The following is a 22,383-nucleotide window of genomic DNA, read 5'->3' as shown; positions in this document are numbered from 1 at the left end:
TTTCTCGCACTATATGTCTCGAAAAAATAAGTTCTTATACAACTCTAATTTTAATTATGGGGATTTACCGCAATCCTGTCCCCTGTCCCTCTTTTAATTCTCGGTGGATCTTGGTGCATCAGGGGACGCAAACCATTTAATCCAGCAGCGATCGCCGAACCATTGTGAACAACTGTAGCTGCTAGTGGATGTAATCCTACTGTTGTAGCTAATCCCAAAGCTGCTAGGTTAGGAATTACTGCTAAACCGATATTTTGCTGAATTACTGCTTTGGTTTGGCGGGCAATTGCAATAGCCTCTAAAAAACTGGTTAAGTTATCATCCATCAGTACAACATCAGCTGTTTCCCTTGCTACCTCAGAACCACCACCAAAGGAGATGGAAACATCAGCATAAGAAAGAGCCACGGAATCATTTAAGCCATCACCCGTAAATGCCACTGTTTTACCCGATTCATGTAACTTACGTATAATTTCGGCTTTTTGTTCTGGAAATGCCTCGGCGTGAACTCTCGACAAAGGAATGCCAAGTTCGCGGGCAACAGCGATCGCCCTTTGTTGACTATCTCCTGTTAACAGATGAATTTCCATACCGTATACTGTTTGCAGTTTTTGGATGACTGCCGAGCTTTCTAAACGGAGTGGATCTGTGTAAGAAATTACTCCTTGAAATTCGCGAGCAACTCCAACATACAGCAAAGAATCATGGGCAGAAATGCGGCAATTGAGGTGATAAGGGCAATCTGCTTCGTTGCAAGAATGTGGTTCATAAAGACAGTCGAGGGGAATGCCACACTGATGTAAAAAGCGATCGCTCCCCACTACAACTTGTTTGCCATCAATCTCAGCCTGCACACCCAAACCAATTTCATACGTCCATTCCCGGCGCGGCAGAATTTCTACACCTTGTTTTTCAGCGTAACGTATCACTGCTTCAGCAACAGGGTGAGTAAGGCGTTGTTCGGCGGCGGCTGCTAGTTCTAACACTTTACGTGCAGACATTCTTCCTGCGACTGTTTCCACCTGCACAACCTCGATATCTCCTTTGGTTAAGGTGCCTGTCTTATCAAATACTAAGGTATCTACCTGTGCCAATTTTTCTAAAGTGTGTCCGCTACGAATCAGAACTCCATGTCTGGTGGCATGATGCAATGCTGCCAAGAAAGTTGTAGGCACAGAAACGCGAATCCCAGTGACAAAGTCAAGAGTGAGGATAGATGCGGCTCTTGCAGGATTACGGGTGGCAGCGAAGACAATGCTAGCAAATATTAATGCAGGTATAATAGCTTTGTCAGCAACGGTGGCGGCATAATTCTCCATTCTTGTATCGTGAACAGGAGCCTGTTGCACTAACTCGATACTTGCTCCGGCACGGGTAGCAATGCCCACACGTTCGGCTATGATGTAAATTTCTCCTTCACGGACTAAGGTTGAGGCATAAACCGATTGTCCTGACTTACGCACAACTGGCATAGATTCACCAGTAAGTTTTTGCTGGTCGATCAAAGCTTTACCATGTAGGATTTTACCGTCAACGGGAATTTGCTCACCCGGATAAACAATGACTATATCTTTAGGCTTAACTTCTGTTGCTTGAATGTGTTTTTTCTGTCCATTTGGTTGTTCTACCCAAGCATAATGCCCTAAAGCTTCGAGTAAATCTGCGGCGCGGTTGTGGGTGACTCGTGCTGTGCGATCGCGGATTTTATCTCCAACTTCATGCAGTGTCATTACCAAAGCTGGCGTTAGTAAATTACCTTGGGCAGAAGTTAAGGCGATCGCAATCAAATCCAAGCAATCTATATTTAATTTTCGTTCTTTAATGATGCTAGTGTAAGCACGTTTAGTGATGGGTAAAGCGGCAAGTGCCACCATTGCAGCAATGATTGCTCTGGGGATTGGATAACCCAAGCTTAGTAAAGCCAAAATAGCAGCAAAAGCAGGCATTCTCAGTTCATTAGCTTCTTTATTCTTTGTTTTTGGCTTGGGATTTTGAATTTTCTTTTCTCTTGCCTCTTGAATCAGGCGCACTAGATATGCTTGCATTAAGTGATTTTCAGCAAAATCACGAGACAGTTGATAACTTACGGCAATCGAAGCTGCTTGCCGATTTAAGCGTACTCCAATCACCCGGCTATCTGATTCCAGTAAATGAAGCAAGTTATCAGTATAGTTAGGGTTCTCGGCTAGCAAGGGAACCCGAAATCTCACCCGTCCTGGAATTGTATGTACTATATGATAATTGATTCCAGCATTGATTTGTGGCTTCTGAAGGGTTGCTAGCTTACTTGTTTTTGACTTGGAGGCGATCGTCATTATCATTTCCCTGGCTGTTTTGCGGTGATTTGATGGCTGAGAATTTATCCGTTATGGATTTAAATATTCCACTGACTAACTAATTCACGGCATGAGGAGAGAAAGCACGCAACTGTGAATATAAATCTATTTAATAGTGTTAGTAATTAATTTCTATTAAATGCAATCATTTTTAAAGATAGAAGCATTTACAGACGCTTTTTCCCAAAATTAGCGCTCTCTATTCTCAGAGTATTTTCGGTTTGTAATGTAATAGTAAAAAACATTTTTTAATAAAAAATTCAGATTTTTTGCATCCAAACTCAACTATATTAAAAATTATTCTCAGCTAACCTAAAAGCTTGTTTACTAAATTGATAATTATCCTAGCCTTGTTTTGCCTGATAGCAATTAAAGCAAAGCACGTTTATGGCTGGTATGCAAATAAATTTAAGGTAAATCTAAATACTCTTACTTTAGCAATTTGCACAATTTATTAAATGAATAGGATTTGTCAATCATAATATTTTTACATACTTTTACATAGATATTTATACAAGCCTTGGCATAACTGAATCAGCGGAGAAAACAAAAGTAAATAATAACACTAATTAATAAAAGGGAACGGGGTTGGGGAAACAGAAAACATGAAAACAAATGCTGCTTTGAGGAATGTTCAATATAGACAAATGAATTTGTAATTACGGTATTTATTGCTATTAATTCTTAATGGTATTTAGATTAAGTACCACAGTCAGCTTAATGTTGCCAGTGAAACATCCCATCATTGATTTGTTTGTGAACAAAAAATGCCATGAGTGTGAAACTATCGGTGCTGAAACCCGGCAAAACAGCTACCATCGCTTCCATAGACGCGAACGAACCTGGGTTGTTGAGACGACTAGAAGCAATGGGCTTCAAAATTGGACAGCAGGTAAAGGTACTGCGCAAAGCATGGTTGAATGGGCCACTACACGTGCGAGTGGGATTAACTACAGAAGTGGCAATGCGGCGGCATGAAGCAGATGGAATTATTGTGAACGTACAGGACTGAGAAAAAAGAGGTGTGGAATGGCACATTGTCATAGTTCTAATTCAGGAATCGCCTCGCTGACATCGAAGCCTGGAGTAAAGCGAGTCGCTGTCATGGGGATGCCCAATGTAGGTAAATCCACATTGTTTAATCGTATTACTAAGGCAGGAGCCTTTGTAGGTAATTGGCCTGGTGTGACAGTTGACTTGCTGGAGGCAGAAGTCGAACTAGACGGACAAAAGGTGGAGTTCGTTGATCTGCCAGGAATCTATGACTTGGAGGGTTATTCTGAAGATGAGCGAGTCGTGCAAAGCTTTTTTGAAACCTATCCAGTAGATTTGGTATTAGTAATTCTTAATGCTGCTCAGATTGATCGCCAGATTCGTCTACCCTTGCAAGTGAAAGCCCTGGGAATGACAGCTGTAGTTATTCTGAACATGGCAGATGAGGCTAGACATTTTGGCATCAAAATAGATGAGCACAAACTAGCAGAAAAGCTAGAAATGCCTGTGGTACTAGTGAGTGCTAAGTATGGTAGTGGCTATGCGATCGCCCTCCACAAAATCACTCAGGAATTAGCACAAGAACGAGTTCCCATTGCTCCCAAAGAACTAAAGCGCCAGATAGAAACCCATCCCTCGATACCAGAATCGCAAATTCAGGAAGTTCTAGCAGACACGGTGGAAATGCCCTCGCGCTTGTTCAAGACTTTGACGGAACGCCTAGATGCAGTGTTGCTGCATCCGCTACTAGGGCTACCGTTGTTCTTCCTGTCTATTTATTTGATGTTTGAGTTTGTTTGGCTGGTGGGATTGCCATTACAGGATGTAGCCGATGCGATAACTGGATGGTTGCAGGAGGTAGCCATTGCTCCGGTGACAGTCAATTTATCAGAGTTTTGGCGGGGCTTTCTGGTAGATGGGCTTTATGGTGGATTAGCTACGGTGGCATCATTTATTCCCTTAGTCATCACATTTTTCTTCATGATGGCAATAGTGGAAGATAGCGGTTACTTCTCCAGAGCAGCCTACATGATGGATTCCTTGATGTATCGCTTTGGCATGGATGGACGCAGTTTTGTGTTGCTGGTTATGGGGTTTGGGTGTAATATCCCAGCAATCATGGGAACGCGAGTGATGCGATCGCGGGCATTACGCTTGTTAACAATTCTGATCGTTCCCTTTGCCCTCTGTTCGGCACGGTTAACAGTATTTGTGTTTATCATCGATGCTCTGTTTGATCGCACTTGGGGGCCATTAGTGCTGTTCTCACTTTACTTGTTCAGTTTCCTGGTAGCACTACTAACTGGATTAATAATGAAAGGGCATTTTCAAAACCGGGAGCCATTTGTGATTGAACTACCTCCCTATCGCTTTCCCACACTCCAGCAAATCTTGCTGCGAGGATGGGGTGAATTGAAGCATTTCCTGCAACGGGCGACAGGATTTATTACAGCAGGGGTGGCTGGTGTTTGGCTGTTGAGCAATCTACCTCAAGGTACGGCAAACCCGGTTGGAATGGTAGTTACCATCCCACTTTTGGTTGGCATGGTTACGGGTTGGGATGCAGTGCAAGCATTCTTGCAGCGAGCAGGTGGATTGGTGGCGATCGGTGTGTTAGGCGTCTGGTTGCTAACCCATTTACCAGGCAACGAGAACGTCAGCTATGCTACTCGCATTGGAGAGTTTTTCGCCCCTGTTCTAAATCCGGCTGGCATACCCAAGGAGTTAACTGTTGCTTTGATTTTTGGGTTCATTGCCAAGGAAATTTTAGTGGGTTCTCTAGCAACCATTTACAATCTCACCGATCCTAATGCTGTTCAGGCAACCCTAGCTCAGACAATTTCACCAATTCAAGCTTACAGTTTCATGCTCTTTTGTCTGCTTTACACCCCTTGTTTGGCAACAGTCGCTACTATCCGCAGCGAATCTAAGAGTATCCGGTTTACCCTTGTCTCAGTTACCTATGGGCTGATCTGGGCGTGGGTGGTGAGTACACTGTTTTATCAAGGAGCGAGATTACTAGGGTTGAGTTAGTAAAGTAAGTATCATTACAGCTAATTGTTTGGACTGAAACAATTAGCGATCGCAACTATAGATTGCAGAATTCTAACCTGGGAAGGTTGTAGATACTGCGACACTCATATCTTCTTTTTAGCTACTCAAAACTTTACGGCAACACAATTAATGTATTGCCGTCACTTTTTATTCACATTCATTTTCCAGACTGAGTGTAGATGGAACTTTTTATAGTTTTATCCCAATTAGTCTACAAGCCTTGGTTTTAAATATACCTCGCTACTATAAGCATTTTTTTATCACAATTCACCAAAATAACAGCAAATAATTACTTATGAGCGAGAGGGTAATGATATGTCTTTTAATAACCTTTTAGGACAAATTACATCGAAGGAAACAAAGCTAGCCCAAGCAAACTTGAGTGTAGAGCAGCCTAATGGAGAAGTACTTAATAGAGAGAATTTAAATGTCACATCTACTCCCGATCCGGCACTAATTGTCGCCCCTATCATATTTTTAGCAATGGCAGGAGTGATTGTTTCTCATAAACTCAAGCTCTTTCATCAGTTTAATCGGCTAAATAATTTACAACAACATTCTTGTCAAAACTGCCGTTACTTTTCAAATAACAAATATATTAAGTGTGCGGTCAATCCTACTATTGCTTTAACAGAAGAAGCAAAGAATTGTCTTGACTATCATCCCCAAAATAAAATAAAACCTGCCTGGTTTTCCAGATTTTCTAATAAAAAGCCTAACTAATTTGTAATTACCAGAAATTCCCATGAAAGATAAAAATATTGTGGAGGCTGCTAATAGCTATTAGCCATTAGCTATTAACTATTAACTAGTAACTTTTTTAATTTATGAATTATTTAGGATTGCCGTAGCAGTTCCATGCGCCATTTTCATGGTTATTTGCGAAAGGATATAAATGTCTTTACACCGCAGAGATTTTCTTATTTACTCAGGTTTAGGAGTAGCTTCTAGTGCTTTATTAAGTGTTGCCAGCTGCACAAACAAGTTAATGGCAACTGATACAACAGCGATGCAAGCTGGATCGGGGAGCGGGGATGATTGGGAAAAAGTACGCGCTCAATTCAATTTAGATCCAAATTACATCCATATGGCGGGTTTACTGCTAACTTCACATCCAGTACCAGTTCAAGAGGTAATAGAAAAGCATCAACGCGAGTTAAATCAAAACCCAGCACTTTATTTAGAACAGAATAATTCCCAACTTACGCAAGAAGTTCGGAATGCAGCCGCAAACTATATGGGTGCAAAATCTAGCGATATTGCCCTTACCGACAGCACTACCATGGGAACCGCACTAATCATTAACGGTTTGCAAATCCGTGAAAATCAGGAGATGCTGACTACCGAATTTGACTATTACTCCACCCATGAGTCATTACGCTACAAGGCGGCACGTGCAGGAGCGAAGGTTCGAGAAATACCTCTCTACCAAAATATTCAAAAGGTTTCAGAAGCTGAAATTGCCGATACGCTTACTAATGCTATTCGTTCAGAAACCCGCTTAGTAACAGCAACATGGGTGCATTCCAGCACTGGCTTGAAAGTTCCCGTGCGTCGGATTGCTGATAGATTAGCAGAAATTAATGCCAATCGCACTCCAAGCGATCGCGTACTTTTATTTGTTGATGGAGTGCATGGTTTAGGTGTGGAAAACGCAACAATGGGCGACTTGAATTGTGATTTCTTCACCGCAGGAACCCACAAATGGCTATTTGCACCTCGTGGTACTGGGATAATTTGGGGTAATTCCAAATCCCAAGCAGCCATCTCACCTACGATTCCTACTTTTACGCGTACAGGTGATTGGGGAGGGAGAATGACACCGGGCGGATTTAAACCTTTTGAGCATCAGTGGGCGCAAGCAGAGGCTTTTAGATTTCACCAAAAACTAGGTAAATCAAGGGTACAAGAGCGCATCTATAGCCTCAGCCGTCAATTAAAAGAAGGGCTAGCTAATATGCGGCACATAACACTTTATACGCCTATTTCGGAAAACCTTTCCTCTGGTATTGTTTGTTTTGATGTGGATAATCTTAGCCCTGTACAGGTAGTGCGGCAACTCCGGCAGCGCAATATCATTGCTAGCGATACACCTTACTCACCTTCTCATGCGCGTCTGACACCAGGAGTGTATAACACGCCCCAGGAAATAGAGCAGGTACTAAGAGCCATTCGGGATTTAGCATGATGTTTAATTTTGCCAACTATCCTGTTTGGATCAACCTCGTCATATTTGCGTTGGCGGGTGGTATTGTTTGTTTTAGCGGTGCGCGCTTATCTATCTACGCCGATACTATTGCCGATCGCACTGGTTGGGGGCGGGCATTTATTGGTGCATTGTTGTTGGGTGGGGCAGCCTCATTGCCAGAAATTGCGACTACCACAACAGCATCGGCGATCGGTAATGCATCTCTGGCTGCGAACAATCTCTTGGGAGAGATCGGGATGCAGATGGCTATTCTAGCCTTAATTGATCTGGTAATGGTAAAAGGTGCGCTTACCTTCTTTGCTCCCCAACCAGTGTTAATGCTGGGTGGTGTCATACTCGTGACACTGCTTGGTTTAGTCTTAGCTGCAAATGCTGTGGGAGAATTTGTATCGCTGTTTGGAATTGGGTTATGGTCACTAATTGTATTCAGTGCGTACCTAATCTCGTTATATATGATCCAGAGATATGAAAGACAAGATTACTGGCGGGCAGTAACTTTACCTCATCAACCAGCAGCAGAAGTAACAGAGCAAAGACGGCAAGAAAAACTGCATCAATTGTCGCTCAAAAAAATTTTTTTATATTTTGCTGTCAACAGTTTTTTTGTTTTAATAGCAGGATGGATTTTGGCGCAAATTGGAGATACTCTTGGAGAGGAAACAGCAATGGGAAGTAGCTTTATCGGAGCAACTTTGCTTGCCCTTGCCACTTCCTTGCCAGAGGCGATTACTACTATTAGTGCTGTGCGCTTGGGTGCTTTTGATTTAGCTATTTCTAATATTTTCGGTTCCAATGCTCTTACTGTTTCTCTGTTTTTCATTGCAGATATTTTCTATCGTGAAGGAACTATTTTTGCAGCAATGGATCGTCCGTCTATGTTTATGGCTGCCTTGGCTATTGTCCTTACTTGTGTTTTTCTATGGGGATTACTAGAGCGAGATAACCAAACTATCTATCGGATGGGAGTAGACTCTACAATTGTCATTAGTATTTACTTTGGTGGTTTGCTGCTACTTTATTCATTTAATAACGGGGTACCTACGTAATATTGCTAGTTTTTTAATGAGTTGAGAGTAAGTAATAAATCACCTCAAAGCAGTTGATTAGGTTGTGTTATAGAGTAGTTTTAATCCCATTTCACATTAACTACTATATATAGGACTCATATTTGATTTTTGAACAACACCTAGGTGTGTGTTCGCAAGAATATATGGTATGAGACTTATTAATTTGCAAGTTATTAATAATAAATTTATCTATCTTAAGAAACAAAATTAATTATTTTTAAGAAGTAAAATTTAAATTTATAACAGTGACATTGTATACAAAAAGGTATATTTTCTCAATATTTAAAAGAGTTTAAATACTAATTAATCTTTTATTAACCAAGTAATTTTTTCTATTATATAAGGTTGAGTTGACAGTAATTTTAAACTTGTCATTCAAGCTTATGCAACGTCTTATGCAAATCTTACCACAAGGCAGGATGTGGAACTTTCTCTATCTCACAATTGCACTGATGTTATTCTTTACCAGTCTTGATTTATTAGGTGAAGGTTTTGAATTATTAGGAGAAGGTGCGGCAGAAACACTAATAGCAACTACTGCTAATCCAATCACTGGCTTTTTAGTAGGAATTTTAGCTACAACCATAATACAAAGTTCATCAACTACTACTTCTTTAACAGTTGCGATTGTTGCATCAGGGACAATTACACCAGCAGCAGCAATTCCAATTATGTTAGGTGCAAATATCGGCACCAGTGTGACTAATACCATTGTTGCCTTAGGTCATTATAATAACAGAGATGAATTCAAGCGGGCATTTACTGGCTCAATGGTGCTTGATTATTTCAATATCATTGCTGCACTAATATTCCTACCTTTAGAACTTTTTGCTCATATCCTATCTTGGCCAGCTACACAGTTGACTAATATGCTTGTAGGTGCAGGTGCAATAGAGTTATTCAGTCCTCTCGATATTATTGTTGATCCAATAGCTAACTTCATTGTTAGTTTAACTCAAGAAATGGGTTGGATTGTTTTAATTGTTGCCTTTGGATTATTGTATTTTTCTCTCAAAGGGCTTGTTAGTTCACTCAAAGTCATACTCGATCAAGATTTACAAGAAAAGGTCAAAAAATATCTTTTTGGCTCATGGTGGCAAGCAATGTTGTTTGGATTGGGAATTACTATTGCCGTCCAAAGTTCTAGTATTACAACCTCAGTAATTGTCCCGATTATCGCCCTTGGTATAGTAGTAGCGCTACAAGCCCTTCCCTATTTTTTGGGTGCAAATATTGGCACTTCAACAACTGCTCTTTTAGCAGCACTTTCGCTAGGGAGCGATGGCGGTGCAGAAGGAACTGCTGCTTTAATGGTGGCATTAGTTCACATGATTTTTGATATTTTTGCCATTATCCTTCTATTTCCAATTCAAAAAATTCGGGAAATTCCAGTCTGGTTGGCAAACAAAACTGGGGATGTGGTTACAAAAAGTCGAGTTGCTGCCATTATTTACATTGCAGCTATATTCTATCTCCTTCCCTTTGGAGGAATCTGGTTAACTAGAGATTGGGATGTAGCAACTTTTTATGAACCGACTGTACCTGAACAAGTTGAAGCAGCCCGCGAAGAGGGTGATATAAATGGTGAAAATACGGGTAAATCTGCACCTCACAACTCACAAACAAAGGACTCACAATAACTAAGTTAGTGTTAAGAATCATATTTAGTTTGTAGTGGCGCTTCAATGAAGAAAGTGCCACTATAGGTTGTATATAAAAATAAATATTTTGCTTTTAGTTATATAGTTTGGTTTTTATGTCTATTTAGTTAGTTTGCGTGTCGTTCAATAGTCAAAGCCCAAGAGATACAACAAAGATGCAACAGCAAAAGCCTTCACAGTCTCGGCTACGAGAATTAGGTGTATTGGGTGCGATCACCTTTTCTTTAAAAGTTAAATACAGTCCTAATTGTTCCAACAAAAATATCACCATCATTATCATTATGATTAGGGTTAATCAAATAGATAATGCCAGGAATTAGTGTGATATTGTCTGTGATGGGAAATTGATAAAACGCTTCTAAATGTAAACCCGTCTCTCTATCTTCACGAGAAGCAATTGTATTACTTACTACTTTAGGTGGCACTCCCAACCCCAAGCCACCGATGGCGCTTTCTTTAAACAAATCAAGGAAAGCAAAATTTACAGCATAGTTAATTATATCAGCTTCACTATCAATACCATCAACTCGCTCTGCATTAATATACCCAAACCAGCCACTTACAGACATCTTGGGTGCAATTCTCCACAAAGCTTCCATACCATAAGCATTTGATACTAAAGGTACATTTGCACCAAAGGGAATATTACTAAAATTACTACCTGTTCGATGTAATAAATTTCCATCAGCAGAATAGTTGCGCAGATAAGTTAAACCTAATTCTAAATTTTGTGCAGGTTTAAAAGAAAGTTGTGCCAAAGCACTATAAGTTCCCCGAAATAATCCTTCATTTAGATTGCCAGCATTTTCTGCTAAATATCCTAAATCCAAACGAATTGCTTGGTTGACGTTGTAAACTGCTGCTACACCAGCCGGACTAATAAATCCAATCCGATAGATGGGATTACGTTCCAAAAAGCGGGAGGGAGAACCTTTTGCTCCACCAAAGCTAGCAAAATAGGGATTAAGAACTGTGGCGTAGTAATGATGGGATGCGGCGTTAGCAAACAGGTAAAGATTAAGACTTTCACTAACAGGAAAGCGATATTCCAGCAAATTTATATCTAGTTTGTCGTTAGTGTTTCCTACTTCAAAAGAAAGGCGTGTCATATTGGTGCCAGAAGCACCGTTGAAATTTGGTACTCTGTTAGAAGACTGAAGGCGAACTAGTAATCTATCTTTGCCTGTAAGGCTAGTAATTAAGTTTAAGCGCGCGCGATAATTCAAGGCAATATTCGATTCGATTTGGGTATCGGAATTACCATCGGCGCTATCTCCAGTCAAACCGCTAACAACAGCAACAATAGAACCGCTTAATGTAGTTGTGGTAGAAAATTGCTTGGATTTTAAGTTAGCAGTCTTCATTTCCAAAACTTCCATATGATTTTGCAAAGACAATAACTCTATTGCAAACTCATCTTGTAGCCGTTTAATTTTCGCAATATCTACTTGTGGTAGTTGTGAAAGCTGATTTACCTGTTGTTGATAAATTGCGTTGATACAAACATTCAACTCAACGGCAAATTCATAACGAGTTAAAGGTCGATTACTCTGATAAGTACGATCGCGTTTATTTGTAATGCAACTATACTGCTCAATTAAAGATTGCAGTGCTACAAAAACCCAATCTGTTGGTTGTACATCGGATAACTGATAAACCGAAGTAACTTCAGCCATCGATCGCTCATTAGGTGTGATATCCTTCTCCCCATATTCAGATGCCTTGACTGGCAAGGAAATCCTAAAGATAACACTCAAAACTAAGAAACTAATCGCCGAAAATTTCTGTAACACCCCAGCAAGATATTTTTATTTTTTTTATTCGCCCAAATTCTCTCAGTTTCATCTGCTGGCTGTCTCTACCAATAGATATAGTTCTTCAACCAGATTAATAACTACTATTCCATTAGTCAGATGCGATCGCTGTAGTGATGGTATAATCTAACGCCTAGCAGCTCCACACGCTTCAACTAAATACTTAAATTCTGAATATTTAAGTCTTGAGTGTTGACAAGACTTGAAGGAAAACACCCATGATTCCACTAACAAAACCAAAGTATTTCTTAATTGGATGTGCTTTAGCATTGGGACTTGCTGTTCCTGCCAGTTCCCAACAGCCAGAACAACAAAGAATCGAGCGGATGGAAGGTTACTTGGCAACGCCCCAGCGACTAGAGTTCAAAGAATCTCTGTTGCAACAGTTGCAACTACCTCCCGGATTTCAAATCAGTGTATTTGCTAAAGACTTAGGTAATCCCCGTAACTTAGTAGTAGCTCCCAATGGCACAGTTTATGTTACCCGTCGCGAACAAGGTGATGTCATAGCACTGAGGGACACAAATAAAGATGGACGTGCTAACCAACAACGCACTGTGGCATCAGGGCTAAAATTTGTGAATGGTATTACCATTCATCAAAATCGTCTTTATTTTGTCACTGATACCCATTTATACGCCACTGATTTACTTGCAAATGGTAGAGAGGGCAAACTACAAACTCTAATTAGTGACATACCTGATGGCGGACAACACCCTAACCGTACCATAGGCTTTGGCCCTGATGGTATGCTTTATCTTTCCGTAGGTAGCACTTGCAATGCTTGTGACGAACCCAATGAAGAACACGCTACTCTTTTACAAGTCCAACCTGACGGCAGTAAGCGCTCTATCTATGCCAAAGGGCTGCGAAATACCATCGGCTTTGCTTGGCATCCCCAAACAAAAGAACTTTGGGGAATGGATCATGGTTCAGATTGGCGAGGCAATGATCAGCCACCTGAAGAATTGAACTTGATTCAACAGGGAAAAAATTATGGTTGGCCATTTTGTTGGGGCGATCGTCGTCCTGATGTGTATCTACCAGCTAATCCAGAGGGAAAAAGTAAGGAAGAATACTGTGCTACAACTGAACCGCCAGTGCTTACTTACACAGCCCATAGTGCGCCCTTAGACTTTATTTTTTATACCGCTTCTCAATTTCCAGCAGAGTATCGCAACGATGTTTTCGTTACTATGCGGGGTTCTTGGAATCGCAATCCTCCCGTAGGATATAAAGTCGTGCGTTTGCGTTTTCAAAATGGCAAACCTACTCAGTTTGAAGACTTTGTGACAGGTTTCTTGACAAAAGATGCAAAGGCACAGTTTGGTAGACCGGTTGGTTTAGCGATCGCGCCAGATGGTTCGCTGCTGTTTGCTGATGATACTAACGGCGTAATTTATCGCGTCTCCTACACAGGTACAAAACCATCACCTCGTTAGCGATCACAGTCAAATTACTTCTACTGATTACTAATACAATTCTAGATTTTCGTCACTTTTTACTCACATTTACTCTCAACACTAAATATATAGCAGTCCTGAATGATTCGTAAGATATTGCGTTTATACTATCCTCATTTTGTTTTTAGTCATTAGTTACCAATGACCAGTAACTAGTGATTAATGACTAATGATGCTTCTCACGAAAATTTTACAACCCAAATAGGACTGTTATATGTGTCAATTCTCCTTAGCTAATTGCTCACTACTCAAAAAAAGAGAGGAACGATTATGGCTGGTCTGATCCTGACCTTGTTAGTCACTGCTGTGAGCTTTTTAATTATTTCTAGACTCCCATTTTTAGGAATTGAAATAGATGGCTTTGGTAAAGCAGTAATTACCGCTATAGTTTTTGGTATTCTTAATGCTATTTTGCTGCCCATTCTGACTGTGTTTACTTTACCACTGATTATTCTGAGCATAGGATTATTCTTCTTTGTTTTAAATGCCATCATCTTTGGTTTAGCGGCTGCAATCGTACCAGGATTTAGTTTGCGTTATGGTTTTTGGAGTGCTTTATTAGGTTCAATTGCCCTAGCAATTATTAACTCAATTCTTCTCAGACTGGTAGCACAATTTACCTAAAATAAAGGTAATATTTTTAGTAATTTTTTAATCAATTCAATATGATGAAATCATTTGTTTTACAGCCAATTATTTGGTTTTTTACAGGAATTTTACTAGTATCTACCTTATTTGCTTGTCAACCTCAACAGGTAGCAGAGTCACCAACAAACACTACAGCTACTCCCATACAAACAACCGTACCGATCACAGATACGCGCCCGATCGCTTTTCTAGATCGCCAACTGAGTACAAATCCCGCGCAGTTGCCACCATTACCTTACCCCTATAATGCTCTGGAGAAAGCTATTGATGCAGAAACAATGAAACTGCATCATGATAGACATCATGCAACTTATGTCGAGAATCTCAATGAAGCTTTAAAAAAATATCCACAACTGCAAGATCGAAGCGTAGAAGCTTTACTGCGCGATCTCAACAGTGTACCTGAAGATATCCGCACAGCAGTACGCAATAATGGCGGTGGTCACCTTAACCATACAATTTTCTGGCAGATTATGAGTCCTCAAGGTGGTGGGCAACCAACAGGAGAAATTGCCCAAGAAATCAATCAAACCTTTGGCAGTTTTGAGGAGTTTAGAAATCAGTTTAATGAAGCGGGAGGCGATCGCTTTGGTAGTGGTTGGGTTTGGTTGGTGCGCAATCCCCAAGGACAGCTGCAAATTACAAGTACACCTAATCAAGATAGCCCAATTACGGAAGGTTCTTACCCAATCATGGGTAATGACGTATGGGAACATGCATATTACCTCAGATACCAAAACCGCCGCGCTGAGTATTTGAATAATTGGTGGAACGTCGTCAACTGGCAGGAAATCAATAGACGCGCCCAAGCTTCACGCCAACAGAGTTAAAAGAGGTGTCCGATGAGAAGTTTGTTAATGCATAGCCCTGTTGTCATTGCAGCTGGCTGGATCGGGGCATATCTATTTATTACCCTCTTACCCTTATTAATTCTGCTCATCTATCCCCCACTAACAGCAGGAGGATTTTGGACTGACTTTTCAGTTGCATTGGGTTTCATTGCTTTGGCAATGATGGCACTACAATTTGCCCTCACTGCCCGTATTAATCGTGTAGAAGCTTCCTACGGTATTGATATAATCCTCCAGTTTCACCGCTACATCTCATTGGTAGCATTTGCATTTATTCTCATCCATCCGCTAATTTTGTTTATAGTCCAACCAGAAACGCTACAACTATTAAACGTTTTTACAGCGCCGTGGCGAGCTAGAATGGCTGTTGCAGCAACATTAGCGTTGATAGCGCTAGTTGTTACAACCATCTGGCGACAGCAACTGAAGATACCTTACGAACCCTGGCGAACTTCTCATGGAATTTTGGCAGTTTTAACGGTTGGTTTGGGATTGGGACACGCTATTGGCGTGGGTAATTACTTGGGGCTATTTTGGAAAGCTATATTGTGGACAGCGATCGCCCTAGTGGCTCTGTGGTTGCTAGTTTATGTGCGTCTGGTGAAACCCTGGTTAATGCTGAAAAAGCCCTATCTGGTGGAGGAAGTAAGAGCCGAACGCGGTGATGTTTGGACACTTGCATTGCGGCCTTTTGGACATAAAGGTTTTCGCTTCCAACCCGGACAATTTGCCTGGATTACCCTCGACATCTCTCCCTTTCGGATGCGAGAACATCCATTCTCTATGTCTTCAAGTGGAGAACACGCTGAGAAGATAGAGTTTAGTATCAAAGCTTTGGGAGACTTTACCAACACCATCAAAGATGTTAAATCTGGAACTAAAGCTTTCCTAGATGGCCCTTACGGAGTATTTACTACAGATCGTTATGAAGACTCAGGCGGTTTTGTTTTGATTGCTGGGGGTATCGGCATCACACCGATAATGAGTATGTTAGTAACTGCTGCCGAACGTAAAGATGATCGCCCCTACTTAGTAATTTATGGTAGTAAAAGTTGGGACGATATCACCTTTCGCGAAGAATTAGAGGATTTGAAGAAAAAGCTAGACCTGAACATCATCCATGTTCTCAGAGAACCACCCGAAGATTGGTCAGGAGAAACTGGATATGTGGACAAGGAACTTTTAGAGCGATACATACCCAAACGACGCGCCACACGGCAATACTTTATCTGTGCATCACCCAAGATGATGGATCAAGTAGAATTAGCCTTGCATGATCTTGGAGTTCCACCCACGAACATTCACATGGAACACTTCAATCTTGTCTAATTGAATAGTGGCGGGTTTGTGTTGAAGATATTTCTTAATCTAGAGATATTTCTACTAAATCCGTACATATAGTAGTTAGTAGTAAATTTGCTCAACCAAAAATTACTATGCGTTACAGTATCATGCTTCAAATTGTCACAGGCATCACCCTAATTTTAATTGGTGGTGGTGCTTTGTTTGCCTGGATACAAAACCGTCCTGTCGAAACTACAGAAGTAAATGAAAATAGAAATTTAAGTACAGTTTCTTCAGATTAGATAATGGCAAAGTATACACCTCAATTTGAAAGACAGCATCTTTGTCGCGAACGTTTTATTGCGCTCATTGCCCTGCTCAATTTAGTGCTAGTGTTTTTTAACGCCAGCTACTTGTATGCACGCGATTTTTACCTACAAACTATTCCTGGACTTACTCGTTTCTATGACCCTCTTAAGGGTATAAAGCCTCATCCAGAAACTGTTAATTATTTAAACCGAGTAGAAGCTTTAGAAGCACAAGTGGTAGCAACGGGATTGCAGTCACCTCAGGTAAAAAATCAACTAGCACAACTGCGTAAAATTAGCCTGCAAATAATTGAAGATAATCCATTTGCAGCAGCAAATCAAAGCAGAATATTAGAAAAAATTAATAATGAGCTTCGACAAAGAACAAATGAAAACTTTACTCGTGATGCTTTCACAACTTTTTGGAGTTTAGCTCACTTGCAGAATAGAGGATGGCAGCAAGAAATTAATTTTTGGAATTCTCAAATTAGCCCTTTAATTCAAACTAATTATTATCGAGATCTGAATAGATTTGGAAAATTCGTTGATTATTTTTGGTTACTTGAGTTGCCATTTATAATCGTATTTGCTCTCGATTTATTAACACGTACCTACTTTATCAAACGCCGACATCCAGAGATAAGTTGGTTCCAAGCTCTATTACGGCGTTGGTACGATATTTTCTTGTTACTACCATTTTGGCGATGGCTGCGAGTAATTCCTGTAACCATTCGCCTTTACCAAACAGATTTATTAAACCTGGAACCCATAAGAGCGGAAGCTCAACGTGATTTCGTCATCGGCTTTGCTGCAGAATTGACAGAAATGGTAGGTATTCAGGTTATTGATCAAATCCAGGCATCGATTCAACGTGGAGATGTAACCACCTGGTTGTTTCATCCTGAGTCTCGCCAACCTTATGTGCAGGTAAATAATACAAATGAAGTTCATGCACTAACTACCCGTCTGGTTAATGTCAGTGTTTATGATGTGCTTCCAAAAGTGCAACCAGATATTGAAGACTTGTTACACTACAGTATCACTACCACTCTTAACCAATTACCAGCTTGGCAACAATTGCAGTACTTTCCTGGTTTGCACCATTTACCATCTCAGCTAACAGAAAATTTGTCAAAATCTATATCTCAAATCGCATATAAAAACTTGGTTAATGTCATAGAGGATCCAGTATTAGCAGAGATTCTTTCCCGCTTGGGTAATAATTTTCGCGAGGCACTAGAAAAAGAGTTGCAGAAAAAACACAATGTTCAAGAAATCCAAACTTTACTGATAGATTTACTAGAAGAAATTAAAATTAATTACGTTAAAGGTATTCAAGAAGTTGGAATTGAACAACTCCTTGATGAAACTGAGCAATTACATTACAGAATTAAATCCTACTCCAACATACCCTCAGGTTCCCTTGTTAAGAAGAGTAATAACTATTGAAGAAGGCACTGAATTCCTATCTAATAAAGACCACTAAATCTTTTACTTAGTGAGGGTCTTAAACCAAGATTGAACAAGGCACAAAGGCTTTGCTAAAAATATTATCCCTTCCCTTCTGCCCTCTGACTTGTCCGGAGGACTGATAATATTTAATCTACAGGCAAGTTATTCGGATCAATACCTTGAGATTGCAAATAGGCTATGAGCTTTTCTTTTTGTTGACGTTCTTGTTCGGCGCGTTGACGTTCTTGTTCGGCGCGTTGACGTTCTTGTTCGGCGCGTTGACGTTCTTGTTCAATCACTTCCACAGCCCATGGTAACAAATTGCCTGTCTGATCCCACCACCGCAACCAATAACCAGTTCGAGCTTCTTTTGTTCCTTGCCAAGTTCCCAAAAATAAACCTATTGAATCAATCCAATGACGACCATTCTCATCTGGCTGCTTTAGTTCATAGCGTCTATTTTCTAGTTGATAAAATTCTAATAAACCACCATTGGGGTCAAAAATTACATATGTGGGAACCTGCAAAACTTGCTCGTAAAAAAACCATTTTCCTGGCGGATAGGTTCGTTTTACCGAATATTCTTCTCCTTGAGTTTCGGATAAAAATTCCATTACTACCGCAGGTACATCACCTTCTAAATTGGGTGTGTAACTTTTGCGTTCTGCTAAAACTTGATTGACACAAGGAACATAAACCCAATCAGGTGCTTTAACAATAAATTGACTGTTCACAGTCGCACAAAGACCAAAATTGGAAGCAATCAACATCTGAGGTTGGATGAAACCACTGATTTCTAAACTTTCACGCAATGCTCCAGCCAAAATTGGCTGACCTGTATTTTCCACTGGTTCATCCTCTAATTGAAAGTCGTTGGGCAACGCTTCCCACGAGATTACCAGTTCAGTGGGCGATTTAGTTTGACTGAGTTGGGTTGCCATAAAGACTGCTTTTGGTCGATGTGTTTTTATTTTATCGTTGCCAGTTGGTGTAATAGTAATTCGTAATTCAGAAATTCACATTTAAGTGATTCTTGCTTGTAATGCTGCGATCAATCCCTGTGCGGATAGTGTGACTATATCATTACTCCAGAATAATTACTTTTACTCTCAGTGAATATACTGAAATTATCATAGTGACAATTTAAGGCGATCGCATCTATGAATTTGACAAAATATTCTTTATCAGTTACTTCTTTAGCAGACCTATCAAATTTGATTATTTGGGCAATTTGGCACGTTTTTTGAGTTGTAACTCTTAAGATGAAGGGAATCAGTTACAAGCTGGTTCGTAGAGCATTGCCCTGGCATTATGCCGGGGTTTTTGTTAGCAAAGTGTTAGCCTGATTCTGGCATTTTGGCAAATATTGAAATTAATAGAAGAGTATTGTATAAACACCATACGTTCTTGTGCAAATCTCCCGGCTAACTACCGGGTCTTTTTATAAAAAACTTTGATAATCTACTCATATATTAATAATTGGTAATTGATAGATACAATTATTACTAGAGTTAAAATAAGGAAAATTCAGATTATTAACTGAAAACTTTTTGATTCTAGATTACAGAATCTAGAGAAATGAAAAATTTTTTCTGAAAATAAGTCATGCAAAATTTAGGAACATTACAGACAAAAAGTCTGGGTTTAGAGCTTTTTCATGTTCAAACTCACACGTCTTTTGAAATACAACCGAATTTATCTGTCATTTGTATAGGTAAGCCGAATGAAACAATTAATCCTGATGTGGATGTTTCCGGTTTACCGGATGCGAATATAGTTTCTTGTACACACGCAAAAATTCAGGTACAAGAAAGTACTTACTATATAGAAGATTTAGGCAGTTCTAATGGCACATATCTTAACGACATCAGATTAGAACCAAAAACTCACCATCCTCTGAAGCTAGGAGATAAAATTGACCTGGGACAAGGCAGCAAAGTAACTTTTATATTTCGGCACAAACAACAAGATAAAACAAATATTGGTTATATCTCCAATCCTACAGTCATTCAACCTCAAAATCGTGTGGATCGGACAAGCAAAATATTAGGTGCATCTCTAATGGTTGCAGGCATCTTAATTTTGGCTGCCAGTACTCAAGTTGGTTTTTTTGTACGTTTACCAGGTGTGTTGCTGAGTATTACTGGAGTTTCAGTTTTGGTAGTAGGTCGTGTCAACCGCATTATAGGATGGTTGTTAATATTCGGAGGAATAGCAGTTATTGCTTTTACTGGTGGTATATTTGCGTCAATAAATCTTCTTTCTGTTTTGGTGGCATCTGCTTTATTCGCTGCCGGATATCAGTTGTTTACCTCTGGCAAAGTTTGGAAGTACGATTTGCAAACTCTCCAGACATTAGTAAAGAAGCACAAAGGTAATTAAGTTACCGCAAATTCTGTATGCTTTCTCACATCCACCGATTGGAAAGCCAGAACGATTTGACTTTTAGGAATTCCAGCGTTGACTAATTCGTATGATTAAGGCATTAGAGGCAAATACTCCAGCCCCCCTAAAGATTGGGTAAAACCTCATTCTAGTAAATACTCAAATACTCATTACAAGCGGGTATTCAAATCGCATTACGCAGAATCGCCCTACCTGACGAGTGCTATGCTTTTGAAAACCAAATTTTTCATAGACAGAACAAAGTTTTGGGCGAGCAGCATCACAATCCAACCGCAAATATTGCAAGCCTTGAGACTTTGATTTTTCAACTGCCCATTTCAAAAGGTAATTAGATATAACACCACCAGAATACGCACGTCTAACAGCAAGTTTATGAATAAATGCTGACTCACCTTTTGGTACATCAGGCCAAAATAATTCATCCTCAAGTTGGTACTTGATAGTGCCAACAGCCTGTTCTTCATCCCAGGCTAGATAAAAAAGTCCAGCTTCTACGTCTGGTTGAAGTAAATCTGGCATTATCTCGTCGCGTCGCCAAAGACTTATACCGTGTGTATCCATCCAAGATATTGCTTCCAAGAGAATCTCAGAAACGAGATCGCCTTGTTTTGGTTGAGCCTGTTTTACAGAAAAACTCATTGTGAGCCAACTATTAATAAAGTGCTTATGTCACTAATAACAAAATTCTCTCTAGCTATGATGAAGTCAGAATCTAGCTCAGTTCCGCAAAATTTTCTCAAATTTGGTACTGCTAAAGGAAAGCAATGGTACAAATTGTAGTTGTAATTAATATGCTCATCTCAGCAATTCTACTTTATATAGCTTGGCGAGTATGGCGACTGCGACTACGATGCACTCGGATCACTAATTGGTTCATTCTCGCTGAACGTCGCTATCATGCGGTATTACGTAATGCACCAGAAGCTATTTATATTAGTCAGCACCAAATTCAAAACTTGCGGCAAACCAACCAAGCGCTAGAGATACAACTCCAACAATTGCAACAGATTATTAGCCTATTAGTTGTTGGACAACGAATATGGCGTAGATATTTGCGAAAAAGTTGGTAGGTAGTGGTTAGTCATTAGTTATTCTATCCACCCTCTTGCAAATTTTGAATTTTGTAGACGCGTAGACGCGGTAGATGTGGAGCAGCTACTTACCCGACGGGAAGCCGGGCAAAGCCCGTCTACAGAAGTCGCTAGCTAACGCAACGCCTGACGGTGAACGCGCAAGAGCGTAGGTACGGCGTATCCGTTGGTAGCGGATAGAAGCAGGTATTTTGAATTGATATTTCTCTCTCACTCCTTCCATATTCCCTATCCAAATTGTGTGAAGCCAATAACAATAGCACCACTCAGACAAGCTTTATGCTGATATATTGTCTGTAAGTTGGGATGATTTCAATATTTGGGTCTTGCAAGGTATGAAAACCTGCATAAAATGGGTGTAAGGAGAAAAACAGCAAAATGTCTAACAACCGTTCTGGAGTATTTTTTGGCGGTTTAATGCTGGGAGCTACCATCGGTGCTTTGACTGGGTTGCTCGTAGCTCCACGTGCAGGGCGTGAAACACGTCAACTATTAAAAAAATCTGCCAATGCCCTGCCAGAATTGGCAGAAGATTTATCAACAAGTGTCCAACTTCAAGCAGATCGCCTATCTGCAAATGCATTGCGAAATTGGGATGAAACATTTGAGCGACTCCGAGAAGCGATCGCTGCTGGTATAGAAGCCAGTCAAAGAGAAAACCAAGCAATCAAGCGAAAGGATGCTTACTCAGAAGCAAAATCAGATCCTATTGCCCAGCACAGAGATAGCTAATCAACGACGTAAC

General features: G+C 40.3%; 19 protein-coding genes and 1 pseudogene. 15 read left to right on the top strand and 5 right to left on the bottom strand.

What is annotated here, in order from left to right:
* Nucleotides 1-50: 50 nt before the first annotated feature.
* On the bottom strand, nt 51-2,315 hold the full coding sequence (locus tag QUB80_RS12335) for a heavy metal translocating P-type ATPase (protein ID WP_289789788.1): 2,265 nt from the start codon (nt 2,313-2,315) through the stop codon (nt 51-53).
* A 793-nt stretch (nt 2,316-3,108) separates the two neighbouring features.
* Here QUB80_RS12335 and QUB80_RS12330 point away from each other — a divergent pair.
* From QUB80_RS12330 to QUB80_RS12305, 6 genes are all read left to right on the top strand, one after another.
* On the top strand, nt 3,109-3,348 hold the full coding sequence (locus QUB80_RS12330; RefSeq protein ID WP_016878093.1) for a FeoA family protein: 240 nt from the start codon (nt 3,109-3,111) through the stop codon (nt 3,346-3,348).
* A gap of 17 nt (nt 3,349-3,365) precedes the next feature.
* Nucleotides 3,366-5,363, top strand: a complete 1,998-nt coding sequence (gene feoB, locus QUB80_RS12325) for a ferrous iron transporter B (protein ID WP_289789787.1) — start codon at nt 3,366-3,368, stop codon at nt 5,361-5,363.
* 336 nt (nt 5,364-5,699) lie between these two features.
* Nucleotides 5,700-6,107, top strand: a complete 408-nt coding sequence (locus QUB80_RS12320; RefSeq protein ID WP_289789786.1) for a hypothetical protein — start codon at nt 5,700-5,702, stop codon at nt 6,105-6,107.
* A gap of 172 nt (nt 6,108-6,279) precedes the next feature.
* Complete coding sequence (locus QUB80_RS12315) at nt 6,280-7,572, top strand: aminotransferase class V-fold PLP-dependent enzyme (protein ID WP_289789785.1); 1,293 nt, start codon at nt 6,280-6,282, stop codon at nt 7,570-7,572.
* Nucleotides 7,569-8,639 (top strand): sodium:calcium antiporter, encoded by a 1,071-nt coding sequence (locus tag QUB80_RS12310; RefSeq protein WP_289789784.1) that lies wholly within the window; start codon nt 7,569-7,571, stop codon nt 8,637-8,639. The genes QUB80_RS12315 and QUB80_RS12310 overlap by 4 nt, the downstream gene beginning before the upstream one ends.
* Nucleotides 8,640-9,043: 404 nt before the next feature.
* On the top strand, nt 9,044-10,300 hold the full coding sequence (locus tag QUB80_RS12305) for a Na/Pi symporter (RefSeq protein ID WP_289789783.1): 1,257 nt from the start codon (nt 9,044-9,046) through the stop codon (nt 10,298-10,300).
* Nucleotides 10,301-10,545: 245 nt separating this feature from the next.
* Here QUB80_RS12305 and QUB80_RS12300 read toward each other — a convergent pair whose 3' ends face one another.
* Nucleotides 10,546-12,054, bottom strand: coding sequence for an iron uptake porin (locus tag QUB80_RS12300; RefSeq protein ID WP_289789782.1), 1,509 nt, complete (start codon nt 12,052-12,054; stop codon nt 10,546-10,548).
* Between the two features lie 299 nt (nt 12,055-12,353).
* On the opposite strand from QUB80_RS12300, the gene QUB80_RS12295 reads away from it, so the two are divergent.
* The 6 genes from QUB80_RS12295 (at nt 12,354) to QUB80_RS12270 (ending at nt 18,138) form a co-directional block, all read left to right on the top strand.
* Complete coding sequence (locus QUB80_RS12295) at nt 12,354-13,577, top strand: PQQ-dependent sugar dehydrogenase (protein WP_289789781.1); 1,224 nt, start codon at nt 12,354-12,356, stop codon at nt 13,575-13,577.
* A 291-nt stretch (nt 13,578-13,868) separates the two neighbouring features.
* Nucleotides 13,869-14,222 (top strand): phage holin family protein, encoded by a 354-nt coding sequence (locus QUB80_RS12290; protein ID WP_289789780.1) that lies wholly within the window; start codon nt 13,869-13,871, stop codon nt 14,220-14,222.
* A gap of 44 nt (nt 14,223-14,266) precedes the next feature.
* Entirely contained in the window at nt 14,267-15,076 is an 810-nt protein-coding gene (locus QUB80_RS12285; protein WP_289789894.1) for a superoxide dismutase, read from the top strand.
* A 12-nt stretch (nt 15,077-15,088) separates the two neighbouring features.
* Nucleotides 15,089-16,426 carry a ferredoxin reductase family protein gene (locus tag QUB80_RS12280; RefSeq protein ID WP_289789779.1) on the top strand — a complete coding sequence of 446 codons (1,338 nt, stop codon included), beginning with the start codon at nt 15,089-15,091 and terminating at the stop codon, nt 16,424-16,426.
* A gap of 107 nt (nt 16,427-16,533) precedes the next feature.
* Nucleotides 16,534-16,683 carry a hypothetical protein gene (locus tag QUB80_RS12275; protein ID WP_289789778.1) on the top strand — a complete coding sequence of 50 codons (150 nt, stop codon included), beginning with the start codon at nt 16,534-16,536 and terminating at the stop codon, nt 16,681-16,683.
* Nucleotides 16,684-16,686: 3 nt separating this feature from the next.
* Nucleotides 16,687-18,138 carry a hypothetical protein gene (locus QUB80_RS12270; RefSeq protein ID WP_289789777.1) on the top strand — a complete coding sequence of 484 codons (1,452 nt, stop codon included), beginning with the start codon at nt 16,687-16,689 and terminating at the stop codon, nt 18,136-18,138.
* Nucleotides 18,139-18,287: 149 nt separating this feature from the next.
* On the opposite strand, the gene QUB80_RS12265 is transcribed toward QUB80_RS12270, so the two are convergent.
* Complete coding sequence (locus tag QUB80_RS12265) at nt 18,288-19,082, bottom strand: Uma2 family endonuclease (protein WP_289789776.1); 795 nt, start codon at nt 19,080-19,082, stop codon at nt 18,288-18,290.
* Between the two features lie 664 nt (nt 19,083-19,746).
* Here QUB80_RS12265 and QUB80_RS12260 point away from each other — a divergent pair.
* Nucleotides 19,747-20,523 carry an FHA domain-containing protein gene (locus QUB80_RS12260; protein WP_289789775.1) on the top strand — a complete coding sequence of 259 codons (777 nt, stop codon included), beginning with the start codon at nt 19,747-19,749 and terminating at the stop codon, nt 20,521-20,523.
* Here QUB80_RS12260 and QUB80_RS12255 read toward each other — a convergent pair.
* Nucleotides 20,520-20,600: pseudogene (locus tag QUB80_RS12255) on the bottom strand (element excision factor XisI family protein); the annotation flags it as partial. The gene QUB80_RS12260 and the pseudogene QUB80_RS12255 sit on opposite strands and share 4 nt — an antisense overlap.
* A gap of 85 nt (nt 20,601-20,685) precedes the next feature.
* Nucleotides 20,686-21,186 (bottom strand): GNAT family N-acetyltransferase, encoded by a 501-nt coding sequence (locus QUB80_RS12250; protein WP_289789774.1) that lies wholly within the window; start codon nt 21,184-21,186, stop codon nt 20,686-20,688.
* Between the two features lie 125 nt (nt 21,187-21,311).
* Here QUB80_RS12250 and QUB80_RS12245 point away from each other — a divergent pair, with 125 nt between their 5' ends.
* Nucleotides 21,312-21,617, top strand: a complete 306-nt coding sequence (locus tag QUB80_RS12245; RefSeq protein ID WP_289789773.1) for a hypothetical protein — start codon at nt 21,312-21,314, stop codon at nt 21,615-21,617.
* 399 nt (nt 21,618-22,016) lie between these two features.
* The gene (locus tag QUB80_RS12240) at nt 22,017-22,370 is read left to right on the top strand and encodes a YtxH domain-containing protein (RefSeq protein ID WP_289789772.1); all 354 of its coding nucleotides are present in this window, start codon (nt 22,017-22,019) and stop codon (nt 22,368-22,370) included.
* Nucleotides 22,371-22,383 lie beyond the last annotated feature (13 nt).

It is taken from the genome of Chlorogloeopsis sp. ULAP01, from assembly GCF_030381805.1.
In the GTDB taxonomy this organism is placed as follows: domain Bacteria; phylum Cyanobacteriota; class Cyanobacteriia; order Cyanobacteriales; family Nostocaceae; genus Chlorogloeopsis.
Note: the sequence above shows the minus strand (reverse complement) of the source record. Positions and strands in the feature narration are given on the sequence as shown.